We start from the raw sequence: 13,891 nt of genomic DNA on the forward strand, positions 1-13,891 counted from the left end.
GGGGTAGGAAGATGGCTTTTAAAGTTGAAGATCTAAGTCCGACGCCCGGTTCTAGAACAAGCGAAAAAAGAATAGGACGCGGTATAGGTTCGGGAATGGGTAAAACCGCCACCAGAGGCCATAAGGGTCAAGGAAGAGCGACAGGTAAGGTGGCTGCACGCTTCGAGGGCGGACAGACACCCCTATTCAGAAGAACACCGATAAAAGGGTTCAAGAACCGAGGAGCAGTTGTTTATGCTACCGTGAACATTTCGACTCTCGAGGAGAGATTCGAAAGTGGCAGTGAGATTTCACCCGAGATACTCGTTCAGCGAAAGATACTCAAAGATCTTAAAGACGGAGTGAAGATACTTGCGAGAGGTGAACTGACAAAGTCTTTTATTGTCAAGGCAAATGCTTTTAGCGCTACTGCCAAGGAGAAGATTGAATCTGCTGGTGGAAAGGCAGAGGTGATCTGACAATGTGGAATGCCCTGAAGAACGCGTTCAAGATTCCTGAGCTGAGAGATAGAATCCTCTTCACGTTCCTCGCATTGGCAGTCTTCAGACTTGGTGTGTACATACCGATTCCCGGAATTAATATCCAAGCCTGGTCTGCGTACTTCGGCACTCTATCTACAGGCGGTGCCGGAGGCTTCATCGGCTTCTTTGATGTTTTCACCGGTGGAGCCGTTGAGCAGTTTTCGATATTCTTAATGAGCGTTACTCCCTACATAAACGCTCAGATTATGCTTCAACTGCTGACTGCCGTTGTTCCTAGTTTGAAGGAGATGCTTAAGGAAGGCGAAGAGGGAAAGAAGAAGTATGCTCGATACACAAGAATGCTGACGATTGGACTCGCGGGTCTTCAAGGATTCCTGATATCATTCGGTCTCTCTTCGAACACGGCTATCTTGGCGATTCCCAGCAGGTTGCTCTTTGTGTTGCTGGCAACAACCACCCTTATCGGTGGTACAATGTTCCTTCTTTGGCTGGGAGAAAGAATCACGGAAAGGGGAATTGGAAATGGTATTTCAGTTCTGATTTTCGGAGGCATCGTTGCAAGATATCCTGCTTCCATTATGCAGGTAGTGGTAGCTTTATCGCCGTTACAGTGGGGGATATTACTTGCGATCGCTCTGTTCACGGTTGTGGCGGTTATCTATGTTCAGATGGGAGAAAGAAGGATCGAAGTTCAGTACGCAAGGAGAGTTACTGGTAGAAGGGTGTATGGAGGAGTTTCCACGCACATTCCTATCAAGGTTAATCAGGGTGGAGTCATACCGATAATATTCAGTTCGGCAATTATGATGTTGCCACAGTTTATTGCTACGGCTTTCCCCGAGGGAAGTGGCGGTAGGAATATTATGCAGAGTCTCTTTGCTCAGACATCACCCCTCTACATATTGCTTTATGGAGGAATGGTTTTCTTCTTCACGTTCTTTTATAGTTCGCTTGTTTTTGATGTCAGAGAAGTATCGGATAACATACGTAACTACGGAGGCTACATACCCGGAATAAGACCGGGCTTTTCAACTCAGCAGTATATTCAGAGAGTCCTTAACAGGGTTGTTTTCATGGGAGCCGTATTCCTGGTTGTGATTGCATTGCTTCCATTAGTTATAGGCGGGATTTTCAGTATTGGCGGCCTCGCAATTGGAGGAACGTCGACTCTAATTGCTGTTGGCGTAGCTATTGATATATTGCAGCAGATGGAAACACACCTTATGGTAAGGCATTATGAAGGGTTCGTAAAGAAAGGCAAGTTACGAGGAAGGAGATAAGATGAACGTTATTCTAATGGGTCCTCCCGGAGCAGGGAAGGGGACACAGGCAAAGCGGATAGCCCAGATATTTAAGATTCCTCACATATCGACTGGAGATATGTTAAGGGAAGCCGTGGCTGCTGGCACTGACCTTGGGCTGAAGGTCAAAGAGATTATGGATAAAGGGCTTCTCGTCCCCGATGATTTGATGATCGACCTTGTGAGAGAAAGGTTGTCGAGAGAGGATACCAGGAATGGGTTCATTCTTGACGGTTTCCCAAGAACAGTTGAGCAGGCGGCTGCGCTTGATGAAATGCTAGAGGATCTAGGGAGAAAAATCGATGTAGCCTTGCTCGTTAATGCAGATGAAGAAGAAGTCGTAAAACGGATTTCTAGCAGAAGAGTTTGCCCAGAGTGTGGCAAGGTCTACAATCTGCTGACGATAAGACCGAAAGTTGCAGGCCGCTGCGATAACGATGGCGCCGAGTTGATTCAGAGAGATGACGATATGCCTGAGACAGTTCGAGCAAGGTACAGAGTCTATTTGGAGAAAACGGAGCCAGTGATCCAGTATTACTCGAGTAACAAGAGCCAGTTTTTGGAAGTGGACGGGACCGGAGAGATTGATGTTGTGACTGACAAAATTGTGGAACATCTGGAGTCAACTAGAAATGGTTAGGTTGAAATCTCCAGAAGAAATATGTAAAATCGAAATTGCTGCGAAGATTGTCGCAGAGGTTTTGGCTGAGATGGAGTCTTATGCAGTTGAAGGAGCCTCTGCTCTCGATATGGAAAAAGCGGCAGAAGAGTTGATTCATAAACGAGGCGGCATCCCCGCATTCAAGGGATATAGTGGTTATCCTTATACTCTATGCGTTTCGGTAAACGAGGAGGTAATTCACGGATTTCCCTTGAAGGAAAAAATCTTTGTCGATGGCGACATAGTCTCCGTGGATTGTGGGGTGAACAAAGACGGATTCATTGGAGATGCGGCAAAGTCTTTCGTAGTAGGTAGTTACAGGAGTGAAAAGGACAAACTGCTTCTACAGCGAACGGAAGAGGCGCTTCTAAAGGGTATAGAAATGGCTGTCGCAGGAAACAGAGTCGGCGACATCGGCTATGCCGTTCAGAATTGTGTAGAAAGCGCTGGGCTGTCTGTAATAAGAGATTACGTTGGGCACGGAGTCGGCCTCAGCCTTCACGAGGATCCACAGGTGCCGAATTACGGAAGACAGGGAAGCGGGATGCTTTTAAGAACTGGCATGACCCTTGCGATTGAACCGATGGTCGCAAGCGGACACTATAGCTTAGAGATTCTGGAAGACGGATGGACTGCAGTAACTGCGGATAGATCGCGTGCTGCTCATTTTGAGCATGACATTGCGATTCTTGAAGATGGTCCAAAGATTCTTTCTAGTTTGTGAGGAGGATCACTGGTGTCGGATAAGAGCGATATCATTAAGATGGATGGGACAGTTGTGGAATCGATGCCTAATGCGACCTTCAAGGTCGAACTTGAGAACAATCACACTGTTCTAGCTCACATCTCTGGAAAAATGCGCAAGAACTTCATCAGGTTGATCCCGGGTGATAAGGTCGTTGTGGAAGTGTCAATATACGACCTGACCAAAGGAAGAATTGTTTATCGTAAAAGGATAGACAAAGGAGGAGAAACGAATTGAAAGTCCGCGCTTCGGTCAAGAAGAGATGTGAACACTGCAAAGTGATAAGACGCAATGGCAGAATAAGAGTCATCTGCGAAAAAAATCCAAAGCACAACCAGCGTCAGGGTTAAGGAGGGATATAGATGGCACGTATCCTTGGTGTTGAACTTCCTAATAACAAGAAGACTTTCGTTGCCCTGACCTATATCTATGGTATAGGTTATACAAGATCGAACGAGATTCTTTCAGGAACGGAAATCGATGGCAATAAGAGAGCAAAAGACCTGACTGACGAAGAAGTTAGTAAAATTGCGAAGTACATAAATGAGCATTACAAGGTTGAAGGCGAGCTCAGAACTGAAGTCGACAGGTCGATTAAGAGACTAATCGAGATAGGAAGTTATAGAGGTTACAGGCATAGAAACGGGCTTCCGGTACGCGGTCAGAAGACGCATTCAAATGGAAGGACCAGAAAGGGTTCTAGAGCCAGTAAGATTCGTAAGAAGAGCTAAACGGGAGGTAAAAGTGAATGGCAAAGAGACCAGCAGCCAAGAAAAAAAGGAAACTGACAACTGATAGGGGAGTAGTGCATATAAAGTCCTCTTTCAACAACACAATAATTACGTTGACCGACCCAGAAGGGAACACTCTGATGTGGACGTCAGGTGGAACCGCCGGATACTCTGGATCGAAAAAATCAACACCCTATGCGGCTCAACTGGGCGCAGATAAGATTGCTAAAGAGGCCATCAAGCTAGGGATCACGAGAGTTGGAATAGAAGTCAAGGGCCCAGGTTCTGGAAGGGAAGCTGCAATCAGGACAATTCAAGCGGCAGGTCTTACTGTGGAGACGCTCAAAGATATCACGCCACTGCCTCACAACGGTTGCAGACCACGCAGAAGAAGAAGAGTCTGATTTAGGAGGGAGTTGAATGGCCAGATATACAGGACCAGTGTGTAAACTTTGTCGTCGTGAAGGATTTAAGCTGTATTTGAAAGGTGAAAGATGTTTTTCACCAAGGTGTTCTCAGGTGAAGAGGCCTGTCGCCCCTGGACAACACGGAGCCTCCACTAGAAAGCTCACCCAATATGGCATGCAGTTGAGATCTAAACAGGTTGTAAAGAGGATTTACGGTGTTCTTGAAAGGCAGTTCAGACGATATTTTGAAGCGGCTTTGAAAAAGAACGAAGAAACGGGAACTGCTCTGATGAAGATTCTTGAATCAAGACTTGACAATATCGTTTTCAGAATGGGATTCGCCTCGAGCAGGAGGCAGGCGAGACAGCTGGTTAACCACGGACACGTTCTTGTTAATGGTAGAAGGGTGAACAAGCCTTCCTTCAATTTGAGAGTCGGTGACATCGTGGAGATCAAAGAGAAGAGCAGAAGTGTTTTACCGATCAAAGAAGCGGCAGAAGCTGCAAAAGAGAGAACAGCCTATCCATGGGTTGAGGTAGACTACGAGACATTTAGAGGTACCTACCTGAGATATCCTGTAACTGAAGAAGTAGAGATTCCAGTTGATCTGCAGTCGATTATTGAGCTCTACTCTAAGTAAATCCGATTCTTACCTTCTTGGAAGGAGGTGTGTGCCCGAATTCTGGGCGAAACAATGTTGACATCAATAATGCCAAAAAACTTGCGAATTGAAGAAGAAAGAGAGGATGATAACAGCTATTTTACAAGATTCATCCTTTCTCCAATGGAAAGAGGATATGCCACTACTATCGGGAACTCGCTTAGGAGGGTTCTCCTCTCATCGATACCGAGTATGGCAATCACAAGACTAAAGATACCTGGTAAATATCACGAATACGATGTTATTGACGGAGTAAAGGAAGATATTCTCGAAATAATCCTTAATTTCAAGAAAGTCCAGTTAAAACCCGCACTTGAATTCTCTGATGCGGTGAAACTCACACTTGAGACGGCAGGACCAGGAGTCATTACAGCCGGCGATATTAAAACTCCTACTGGGGTAGAGGTAGTCAACCCGTCTCAATACATAGCTACTCTGAACACAGATTCAGTTATTTATATCGAGCTTTTCGCTGAAATTGGACGAGGGTTTGTTCCCGTGTCAGAAATGGAGGTAGAGCACGACGTTGAGATGATTTACATCGATGGGATCTTCAGCCCTGTGTTAAAAGTCAACTTCCAGACCGAGAACGTCCGGGTTGGAAAGAGAACAGACTACGACAAGCTTATCTTGGATGTGTGGACTAAAAAATCGATAACCCCTTCTGATGCGCTTTTGAGAGCAACTGACATACTTATTAGGCACTTCGAGGTCTTCTCCAACGGTCTAGGCAAGCCGGGTCAAGGTCTTACAAGCTCAGCGCTCAAACAGGAAGAAGAGGAAATCATTTCTGAAGAAGCCGAAGTCACTGTCGAAACCCCCCAGGTGGAAGAACAGGACTCGAATTCCCTTGGAGCGAAGAAGGTTGAGGAACTCGATCTTTCGGTCAGATCTCTTAACTGTCTCAAGCGCGACAAAATCAACACAATTGGTGATCTTCTCGACAAGAGCGAAGCTGATCTTCTGAGGATCAGGAACTTCGGAGAGAAGTCCATGCTGGAAGTTGTCAAGAAACTGAGGGAAAAGTTCAACATCGTACTCAAGAAAGAATGATTTTGAGGAGGCCTATTAGCTATGCGCCATAGAGTCAGTGGAAGCAAACTAAATATGCCCCACAGCCAGCGAGTCGCTTTAATGCGAAATCTGGCCAGGGAGCTTTTCGAACATGGAACAATCGTTACTACAGTCACTAGAGCAAAGGAGCTTAGACCCTTTGTTGAAAGCATTATTACTAAGGCAAAGAAGGCTTCTCTACTCTCAGTCGAGATTTCTTCTAAGGGTCCTGACAGTACAGAAACACAGGCACTGAAGTCAAGGAACCTTGCTTTGCATCGAGAGATAAACAGGAACTTCAACGACAGAAAGCTTGTCAAAAAGATCTGTGATGAAGTTGCAGTTAAGTACCACGAAAGAAACGGGGGATACACCAGAATAGTAAAATTGGGTATGAGAAGGGGCGACGCAAGTGAAATGGCCGTTCTTCAGTTGATAGACAACGAAGAAAAACAGGAAAAGAAGCCCGAGAAGAAAGCTGAAAAGAAACAGGACAAAAAGTGATGGCTACCGCAAGGTAGCCATTCTTCGGAGGTGTGGCAATGAAGATATTTCTTGACACGGCAAACATTGAAGACATTCGTGAGGGAATGAAGCTTGGCCTCGTCGATGGCGTGACTACCAATCCAACATTGGTTTCCAGAGAAGGAGTTAAGTTCGAAGACCGAGTTGTGGAGATTTGTGAAACGGTTAAGGGCCCTGTATCGGCGGAAGTAACGTCCACTGATTACGAAAACATGGTATTACAGGCGAGAGAACTCGCGTCACTTAATGAGCATGTGGTTGTGAAAATCCCAATGACAAGAGATGGAATGCGAGCAGTAAAGACACTTTGTGGCGAGGGAATCAAGACAAATGTTACTTTAATCTTCAATTCTCTTCAAGCAACACTTGCTGCCAAAGCAGGCGCAACATATGTAAGCCCATTTGTCGGAAGGCTCGATGATATTGCAAGCAACGGAATGGAAATAGTTGAGGAGATTGTCCAGATATTCGCGAACTACGGTTACAGCACTGAGATAATTGTGGCAAGCGTGAGACATCCTATGCATGTTCTTGAAGCAGCTCTCATGGGAGCTGACATCGTGACGATTCCCTATGAAGTACTTCTCAAACTATTCAATCACCCGCTCACTGATATAGGAATTGAAAGATTCATGGATGACTGGAAACGCTATCAGAAACAGCAAGGCAAATAAGCTTTGATTTTTTCCGCGTAAGTGGTATATTATTTCTGAAAGAACTTGTAGCTCACCGGAGACAGGTCTCCCATGCTTTCTTACAAATATTGCTAGCTTCATATTCTTTATAATTCCTAAAGATACGGAAGGAGGGTAGGTACATTCTTCCAGTGGTGATTGAATGTACCGTCAAATTTGAGCCCAAGAAAGAAGAAAACGGAAGAAACACCGAACGAACTTGATGAAAGTGTCGTGAGTGAGAAGAAGCCGACCAGAAAGAGAACTACGCGAAAGAAGACTGAAGTCAAGAAGCCCGAAAAAAAGGAGGAAACACTTAGCGCTACTTCTAATGAGATCGAAAGAAGCATGAAAGAAAATGAGGTTTCATTAAAAGGAGATGCCGAAAAGAAGATGGATTCGGAATCTGAGTTTCAGGAATCAACTAGTGAGAGCGCTACAGATGAATCGAAGGAGCTTCCAAGAAAGGACAAAGACAAGGACAAAGACAACATAAGGGAAGTCGAAATCGATATCTCACAGCTCCAGGCAATGCCTATCAGAGAAGTCTACAAGCTTGCTAGGAAGTATGATGTCCAAGGCTATACGCAGATGGCAAAGAAAGACTTGATATTCGCTGTTCTTAAAGCCCAAACGGAATCTTATGGTTACTTCTTCGATCAGGGAGTTCTTGAAATCACTGACGGGGGATATGGCTTTCTAAGAACTCTGGATAACAACCTTCTTCCGAGCTCTAACGACATATATGTGAGCCAGTCTCAGATAAGAAGATTCAACCTTACAAGTGGCGATACAGTGGCCGGGCAGGTAAGACCCCCGAAGGAAGGCGAGAAATACTTTGCGCTCTTGAGAATAGAGGCTATTAATCACAAGGCGATAAACTTCGCTGCAGAAAGAATTACTTTTCAGAATCTTACGCCAATCCACCCTGAAGACAGGTTGATTACCGAGACAGATTCTCATATAATGAGCACAAGAATGGTTGATCTCTTCTCCCCAATTGGAAAGGGACAGCGAGGATTGATAGTTTCACCTCCCAAAGCGGGGAAGACCATACTGCTGAAGGAGCTTGCTAACGGAATTGCCGAGAATCACCCAGACACCATAAGAATAATTCTGTTAATCGACGAGAGACCTGAAGAGGTCACTGATCTCAGAAGAAGCACAAATGCTCATGTAATAGCCGCCCCATTTGATATGCATCCAGAGAAGCAAATTAGAGTCGCGGAGATGACTATCGAAATGGCAAAAAGATTGGTCGAATTCAATTACGATGTTGTCATTCTGCTCGACAGTATTACTAGACTAGCAAGAGCCTACAATCTATATGTTCCGCCCAGCGGAAAGCTTCTCTCCGGTGGTGTGGATCCTTCTGCTCTTTACAAGCCCAAATACTTCTTTGGAGCGGCTAGAAACATAGAAGAGGGTGGAAGCCTTACGATAATCGCTACAGCGCTCGTTGAAACGGGGAGCAAGATGGATGAAGTTATTTTCGAAGAGTTCAAGGGTACTGGAAATATGGAACTGATTCTATCTAGACAGCTGGCCAACAAGAGGATGTTCCCATCGATCAATCTTACTCTTTCCGGTACTAGAAGAGAAGAACTACTTCTTCCTTCAGATATTCTGAGAAAGATCTGGATTCTAAGACGAATGCTGTCTTCAATGTCGGAAGAAGAGGGATTGAGACTAATCATGGAGAAACTTCGTGGCACCGGATCAAATGACGAATTCTTGGACTTGATTGAAATGGAAAAGAAGCAGTACTAGATGGGAGATAATGATGGTCAGACGCGTAATAGGAATTGATCTGGGTGGAACAGAGACAAAGATAGGGATAGTTGAGGAAGACGGCAAGATAGTCGAAAAAAAGGTGATCCCCACAAGAGTGTCAGAAGGTAGAACTACTGTCGTCACAAGAATTGGTGAAGCGATAAATGAGCTCCTTGTTCAGTCGGGTATCGACTCAAAGCAAATTATCGGAATCGGAGTTGGTTCACCTGGATCGATCGACCACGACACGGGAACTGTGCTGTTTTCTCCAAATCTTCCCGATTGGTCGGGGTTCGGGCTGGCAGCTATGCTCGAGAGAGTCACTGGAATAAGAACATTTGTAGAGAACGATGCAAATTCCTTTATTCTAGGAGAGTGGGCATTCGGCGAGTTCAAAGGCAGCCAACACATGGTAGGCCTCACATTAGGTACCGGAGTCGGAGGGGGAGTGATAACCCACGGTATTTTGATGACAGGTAGCAAAGGCTATGGAGGGGAACTTGGACACACTATAGTTGAACCGGAAGGACCAGTTTGCGGTTGTGGCTCTCACGGATGTCTTGAAGCTCTTGCTTCGGCGACTGCCATAATAAATCTGGCCAGGGAATATTCGAAGAGATTTCCGCAGTCAACGATATTTGCGTCGCCTGAAATAAACGCTAAAGTGGTCTTTGACGCGGCACGGGAGGGTGATCTCGCAGCAACTCTGATCGTAGAAAGAGCAACCAGAGCCCTGGCTATTGCAATCGGAAATTTCATACATGTGTTCAATCCCGAACATATTGTCATTGGCGGTGGGATCAGCAGAGCTGGAGATTTGCTAATAAACGGGATAAGGGAAAAACTCCCGGCTTTCGTAATGACTTCTTTTAACGGGACCTTCAGCATCACTCTGAGCAAATTGGTAGAGAATGCAGGGATAACAGGTGCCGCGTCGATAGTCTTTTACAGGACTAGTTGATTCTTCAATCGTTGAGTCAGGATATGTGCTTGTCTAGTAGGTTCCGGAATTCTGTACTTTCCAATTGTTCTTATTGATAACCTGAGAGCACTTTCCGCAGTTATTCTATTTCCCGGTGAAATGAAAACCGGTTTTACACTCGTTCTTGTACATAGCGCATATCCTAGCAATCTACCGCCTGGTGAGAGGATTCTGCTGCTTTGTCCTTTCTCTCTCGGGAGGCTTTCGACCTTTCCATAGAGAAGGCTTTTCGCAACGCCTATCGTCGGTATTTCTACGAAAAGTCCAATGTGGGAAGCTATACCAATCCCTCTGGGATGAGCTATCCCGTGTCCATCAAAGAAGAGCAGGTCAACTTCCGGTGATCTAGACAGCGCATCAAGTATAGCGGGCCCCTCCCTAAATGACAATAGACCGGGGATGTAAGGCGTCTCAACCTTTTTAAGAGAAAAGAAATGGTCAACTATGGATAGAGAGTTAAACTCCATAATCACAATTACGGCGAGCGCAATCTCTCTAAAAGGAAAAGAAACGTCTATTCCTGCCACTAGTCTTGGCTCCCGAGAGTAGTCCTCAAATGTAAGCTTGTCCCTGAGTTTCTTTTGTAAGTCTATAGCTTGAACCGGTTCCATCGACCATGAATGAATATATTCGATATTCATGTTGTTCTCTCCCAAAGGAAGAAATCTATCGCTGTTGCTTCTGACAATGATTATGCCACATAGATGTTATAATTTATGAAAAGCTCTTCAAGTGGAGGTGTATGATGAAATTCGTCGCAGCTCGTTCAGAAATCCTCACAAGATTAGAATCGGTTTCTGGGGCAGTTGCTCCGAAAAGCGTGAAGCCAATTCTTTCGGGCATATATTTTTCAATGAAGGATGACTCAACGGTTAAGCTTCAGGCCACCGATCTAGAAACGGCAATTACTACAGAGCTGAGACCAAAGCACATAGATGGAAGGTGCGATTTTGTCATAGATGCGCGTCTGGTACTCGAAATAGTCAGAAATCTTCCAGAAGGAGAAGTTGTTTTTGAAACGGAAGACACAAACGTTATCATTAGGGAGGGAAGTGCACGCTTCACTCTTCCAACAATGGATCCCGACGAGTTCCCCATTGTTGAACCAACCTCGGGAGGACTTGAATTCACAGTGTCGGTTTCATCGATTGAACTGATGATAGATAGAGTGATTTTCTGTGCTGCTAGGGATGAATTCATGAGAAATCTGAACAGTGTCTACTGGGAATTCGAGGATGGTTACCTTCGACTTGTAGCTGCGGATGGATTCAGGATGGCGCTCTCCGAAGAAAGAATTGACCTTAGCATCGATGACCACTTTCTGCTTACGCTTAAGAGCATGAAGGATTTGCAAAACAGTCTTAAAGCTGCAATGTCTGATCTGTTGAAGGTAACCTATGATGGTTCGCGTGTTCAGTTCCTTTTTGACGGCACTGAGATAGTAACAAAGGTTGTGGATGCTGAGTTTCCGGACTACAAGAAGGTTCTTCCCAAATCATTCAAGGCGAGACTTGTTCTTTCTACCGAGGTCTTTTCAGATGCTGTAAGAAGGGCATCGATTGCCGCAAGGCTCGGATCGGATTCGGTCAAGTTTGAAATAGACGATGAGCAGTTTAAGATAGTTGCTAGAAGCCCTGATCACGGGGAATCCATAGAGATTCTTGATGCAAACAAGGAAGGAGACAACATTGTCATAGCCTTTAATCCCAGGTTCCTTTCTGAATCGGCTAAGAAGATTGATTCCGATACTGTGGAGTTGAATTTCGTTGATTCCAATAGCCCTCTTCAAATGAATCCAGTAGATGTCCAGGGTTATACATACGTTATTATGCCTATTAGACTCATATGAGAATCAGGGTGGGAATCGGTTACGACATTCATTCGATCAAGCCCGGAGACAGAGGTATGTATCTGGGAGGAGTTAAGGTATCTGATACATTCTATCTTGTGGGCCATTCTGACGGAGATGCCCTATGTCATGCGATTGTCGATGCGATTCTTGGGAGCACTTCTTCGGGAAACATCGGCATCAGTTTTCCAGAGGATGAAAAAAACAGAGATCGAAGAAGTATAGAGTTTCTGATGGAGGTAGCTGAGTCGATAAGAGGTCGGTGGCGAATTCTAAATGTTGACGCAGTTGTCGTGATCGAAAAGGTTAGACTAGCAGGGTTTGTCAGTTCAATGACTGAGAATGTTGCCAGAGCGCTTGGGATCGAAAGCGAGCAGGTGAACGTTAAGCCCAAATCCGGAAATGGCAGCAGCCCTGGTTTCGTGCAAGTTCATGCTGTTTGTCTTTTGGAGAAGGTGGGGTAAGAGATGCCGGAATTCCGTTATGAAGTTATAAACATCAAGGGAAAGCCCGAGAAAGGCAAGCTTTCTGCCAATTCTAAACTTGAGGCCCTCCAGATTCTTTCGAGCAGGGGATTTATTGTCAGCTCGATCAAACAGTCATCGACGGCACGCAATTATACGAAGGCCTCTCTATTTCCTGCTTCTCAGAAGGAAGTCAGTATCTTCTCCAGACAGCTTGCAACGATGGTTTCTTCCGGTGTTAGGATAAGAGACTCGCTGCAAGTGCTTTCGACTCAAGTTCTTTTTTCAAGAAGATTCAGGAAGATAATCTCCCGTGTTGTTCTTGATATCGAGGGCGGTATGAGTTTTAGCGAATCGCTTGAGAAGACGGGCGTGTTTGAGCCATTGTTTACCAATCTCGTAAAAGCAGGCGAGGCGGGTGGTGTTCTCGACGAGTCTCTCGAAAGGGTTGCAGATTTCTATGAGGGGATGGTTGAGCTTCAGAATCAGGTAAAATCGGCGATGGCTTATCCTCTATTCATGATGGTTTTCGCGGTGGGAATAGTAGGGATGATCTCCTTCTTCATCCTCCCAAATTTGATAAGTGCTTTTGGAGGAAATTACGAGCCTGAAGGAACAATGGCTATTCTTCTTAAGATGAACGACATCCTGAAAAATCATTGGCCAATTCTTCTTGTCCTGTTTTTAGCATTGTCAATAGGGGGCTTCTTCTTTTTCAAGAGTAAGTACGGCAACATTGTCAAGGAGACTCTAGGCAAATTGATTCCTCCGGTCAGAAACCTAAGAAACATGACGGCTATGGAGAGATTCACACGGACGACGGCTGTTCTTGTAGCAAGCGGTGTGGATCTTCCTACAGTTCTGGAACTTGCAGGAGAGGTTTCTCAAAGCCCTAGAGTTATGAAAGCCGTTGGCAATGCGATAGTCAGTATAAAGGGAGGGGAAAGCATCAACGCCGCTCTTGAGAGGCAAAAGGTCTTCCCTCCAATCGTGGTTAGCATGGTTGCAACTGGCGAAGAAACTGGAAAACTTGACGAAGTCATGTTTAAAGTGGCAAACTTCTATCACATGCAAGTCCAGAATGCACTTAAGAAACTTGTTTCGCTCGTCGAGCCAATAATGATATTATTTATTGGGGGATTTATTGGTTTCCTGGCAATAACGATTTATGGTGCTGTATTTGCAATGGAGCAAAGCATTGGATGAGTTTTACCGAACTATTGTGCTGTCTGGTCGTGGTCTCTCTGTGTATCAGCGGCGTGGTACTTGTGTCATCTGACATCATAGCTAGTCTGAAAATTGTTCTAAGCAAAACTGCTTTTGATTCGTTTATTGAAAGCCAGCGTCTCGAAGCAGTTGTTCGTTCGAGGCCCGTTGATGTATTCTATGATTTCAGATCAAGAAGAGTATCATCCACAACTGGGATGGTATTTGAAGACTGTCTCTGGGAGAACCCTGAAAACTTCAGGATTCGTTTTAATGGGGATGGTTCTATAGCTATACTTAGCGGGTCGACAACATTGAACTTTGCTGATGGCAGTGTTTTGACAATCCAGCCGGTCACGGGGAAAGTCAGTTATTGA

The 13,891-nt window shown here is 45.1% G+C and carries 19 protein-coding genes; 18 read left to right on the forward strand and 1 reads right to left on the reverse strand.

The window, feature by feature from the left end; genetic code table 11:
• Nucleotides 1-11 precede the first annotated feature (11 nt).
• From rplO to V513_RS06055, 14 genes are all read left to right on the forward strand, one after another.
• A complete protein-coding gene (gene rplO / locus V513_RS05990) occupies nucleotides 12-458 on the forward strand; it encodes a 50S ribosomal protein L15 (RefSeq protein ID WP_014730474.1) in 447 nt (148 codons plus the stop codon).
• Between the two features lie 2 nt (nucleotides 459-460).
• On the forward strand, nucleotides 461-1,762 hold the full coding sequence (secY, locus tag V513_RS05995) for a preprotein translocase subunit SecY (RefSeq protein ID WP_014730475.1): 1,302 nt from the start codon (nucleotides 461-463) through the stop codon (nucleotides 1,760-1,762).
• 1 nt (nucleotide 1,763) lies between these two features.
• Nucleotides 1,764-2,423, forward strand: a complete 660-nt coding sequence (locus V513_RS06000) for an adenylate kinase (RefSeq protein ID WP_099772038.1) — start codon at nucleotides 1,764-1,766, stop codon at nucleotides 2,421-2,423.
• On the forward strand, nucleotides 2,416-3,168 hold the full coding sequence (gene map / locus V513_RS06005; protein WP_014730477.1) for a type I methionyl aminopeptidase: 753 nt from the start codon (nucleotides 2,416-2,418) through the stop codon (nucleotides 3,166-3,168). The genes V513_RS06000 and map overlap by 8 nt, the downstream gene beginning before the upstream one ends.
• Nucleotides 3,169-3,180: 12 nt before the next feature.
• Nucleotides 3,181-3,426, forward strand: a complete 246-nt coding sequence (gene infA, locus V513_RS06010; RefSeq protein ID WP_006492372.1) for a translation initiation factor IF-1 — start codon at nucleotides 3,181-3,183, stop codon at nucleotides 3,424-3,426.
• Nucleotides 3,423-3,539 (forward strand): 50S ribosomal protein L36, encoded by a 117-nt coding sequence (rpmJ, locus tag V513_RS06015; protein WP_014730478.1) that lies wholly within the window; start codon nucleotides 3,423-3,425, stop codon nucleotides 3,537-3,539. The genes infA and rpmJ overlap by 4 nt, the downstream gene beginning before the upstream one ends.
• Nucleotides 3,540-3,551: 12 nt before the next feature.
• The gene (gene rpsM, locus V513_RS06020) at nucleotides 3,552-3,920 is read left to right on the forward strand and encodes a 30S ribosomal protein S13 (RefSeq protein WP_006492373.1); all 369 of its coding nucleotides are present in this window, start codon (nucleotides 3,552-3,554) and stop codon (nucleotides 3,918-3,920) included.
• Between the two features lie 17 nt (nucleotides 3,921-3,937).
• On the forward strand, nucleotides 3,938-4,324 hold the full coding sequence (gene rpsK, locus V513_RS06025) for a 30S ribosomal protein S11 (protein ID WP_006492374.1): 387 nt from the start codon (nucleotides 3,938-3,940) through the stop codon (nucleotides 4,322-4,324).
• Nucleotides 4,325-4,340: 16 nt separating this feature from the next.
• Complete coding sequence (gene rpsD / locus V513_RS06030) at nucleotides 4,341-4,967, forward strand: 30S ribosomal protein S4 (protein WP_014730479.1); 627 nt, start codon at nucleotides 4,341-4,343, stop codon at nucleotides 4,965-4,967.
• 54 nt (nucleotides 4,968-5,021) lie between these two features.
• Nucleotides 5,022-6,041, forward strand: coding sequence for a DNA-directed RNA polymerase subunit alpha (locus tag V513_RS06035; RefSeq protein WP_180274836.1), 1,020 nt, complete (start codon nucleotides 5,022-5,024; stop codon nucleotides 6,039-6,041).
• 21 nt (nucleotides 6,042-6,062) lie between these two features.
• Entirely contained in the window at nucleotides 6,063-6,545 is a 483-nt protein-coding gene (gene rplQ, locus V513_RS06040; protein ID WP_014730481.1) for a 50S ribosomal protein L17, read from the forward strand.
• 38 nt (nucleotides 6,546-6,583) lie between these two features.
• Complete coding sequence (gene fsa / locus V513_RS06045) at nucleotides 6,584-7,240, forward strand: fructose-6-phosphate aldolase (RefSeq protein WP_099772040.1); 657 nt, start codon at nucleotides 6,584-6,586, stop codon at nucleotides 7,238-7,240.
• A 393-nt stretch (nucleotides 7,241-7,633) separates the two neighbouring features.
• The gene (rho, locus tag V513_RS06050) at nucleotides 7,634-9,010 is read left to right on the forward strand and encodes a transcription termination factor Rho (protein WP_373561610.1); all 1,377 of its coding nucleotides are present in this window, start codon (nucleotides 7,634-7,636) and stop codon (nucleotides 9,008-9,010) included.
• Nucleotides 9,011-9,020: 10 nt separating this feature from the next.
• Nucleotides 9,021-9,974 carry an ROK family protein gene (locus V513_RS06055; RefSeq protein WP_041928071.1) on the forward strand — a complete coding sequence of 318 codons (954 nt, stop codon included), beginning with the start codon at nucleotides 9,021-9,023 and terminating at the stop codon, nucleotides 9,972-9,974.
• Here V513_RS06055 and V513_RS06060 read toward each other — a convergent pair.
• Nucleotides 9,959-10,636, reverse strand: a complete 678-nt coding sequence (locus V513_RS06060; protein WP_014730485.1) for an endonuclease V — start codon at nucleotides 10,634-10,636, stop codon at nucleotides 9,959-9,961. The two genes, V513_RS06055 and V513_RS06060, sit on opposite strands and share 16 nt — an antisense overlap.
• Nucleotides 10,637-10,740: 104 nt before the next feature.
• Here V513_RS06060 and dnaN point away from each other — a divergent pair, with 104 nt between their 5' ends.
• The 4 genes from dnaN (at nucleotide 10,741) to V513_RS06080 (ending at nucleotide 13,891) form a co-directional block, all read left to right on the forward strand.
• The gene (gene dnaN / locus V513_RS06065) at nucleotides 10,741-11,844 is read left to right on the forward strand and encodes a DNA polymerase III subunit beta (RefSeq protein WP_099772042.1); all 1,104 of its coding nucleotides are present in this window, start codon (nucleotides 10,741-10,743) and stop codon (nucleotides 11,842-11,844) included.
• Nucleotides 11,845-11,852: 8 nt separating this feature from the next.
• A complete protein-coding gene (locus V513_RS06070) occupies nucleotides 11,853-12,308 on the forward strand; it encodes a 2-C-methyl-D-erythritol 2,4-cyclodiphosphate synthase (protein ID WP_257211971.1) in 456 nt (151 codons plus the stop codon).
• A 3-nt stretch (nucleotides 12,309-12,311) separates the two neighbouring features.
• On the forward strand, nucleotides 12,312-13,514 hold the full coding sequence (locus V513_RS06075) for a type II secretion system F family protein (RefSeq protein WP_099772044.1): 1,203 nt from the start codon (nucleotides 12,312-12,314) through the stop codon (nucleotides 13,512-13,514).
• A 62-nt stretch (nucleotides 13,515-13,576) separates the two neighbouring features.
• A complete protein-coding gene (locus V513_RS06080; protein ID WP_257211972.1) occupies nucleotides 13,577-13,891 on the forward strand; it encodes a hypothetical protein in 315 nt (104 codons plus the stop codon).

It is taken from the genome of Mesotoga sp. H07.pep.5.3, assembly GCF_002752615.1.
Taxonomy (GTDB): domain Bacteria; phylum Thermotogota; class Thermotogae; order Petrotogales; family Kosmotogaceae; genus Mesotoga; species Mesotoga prima.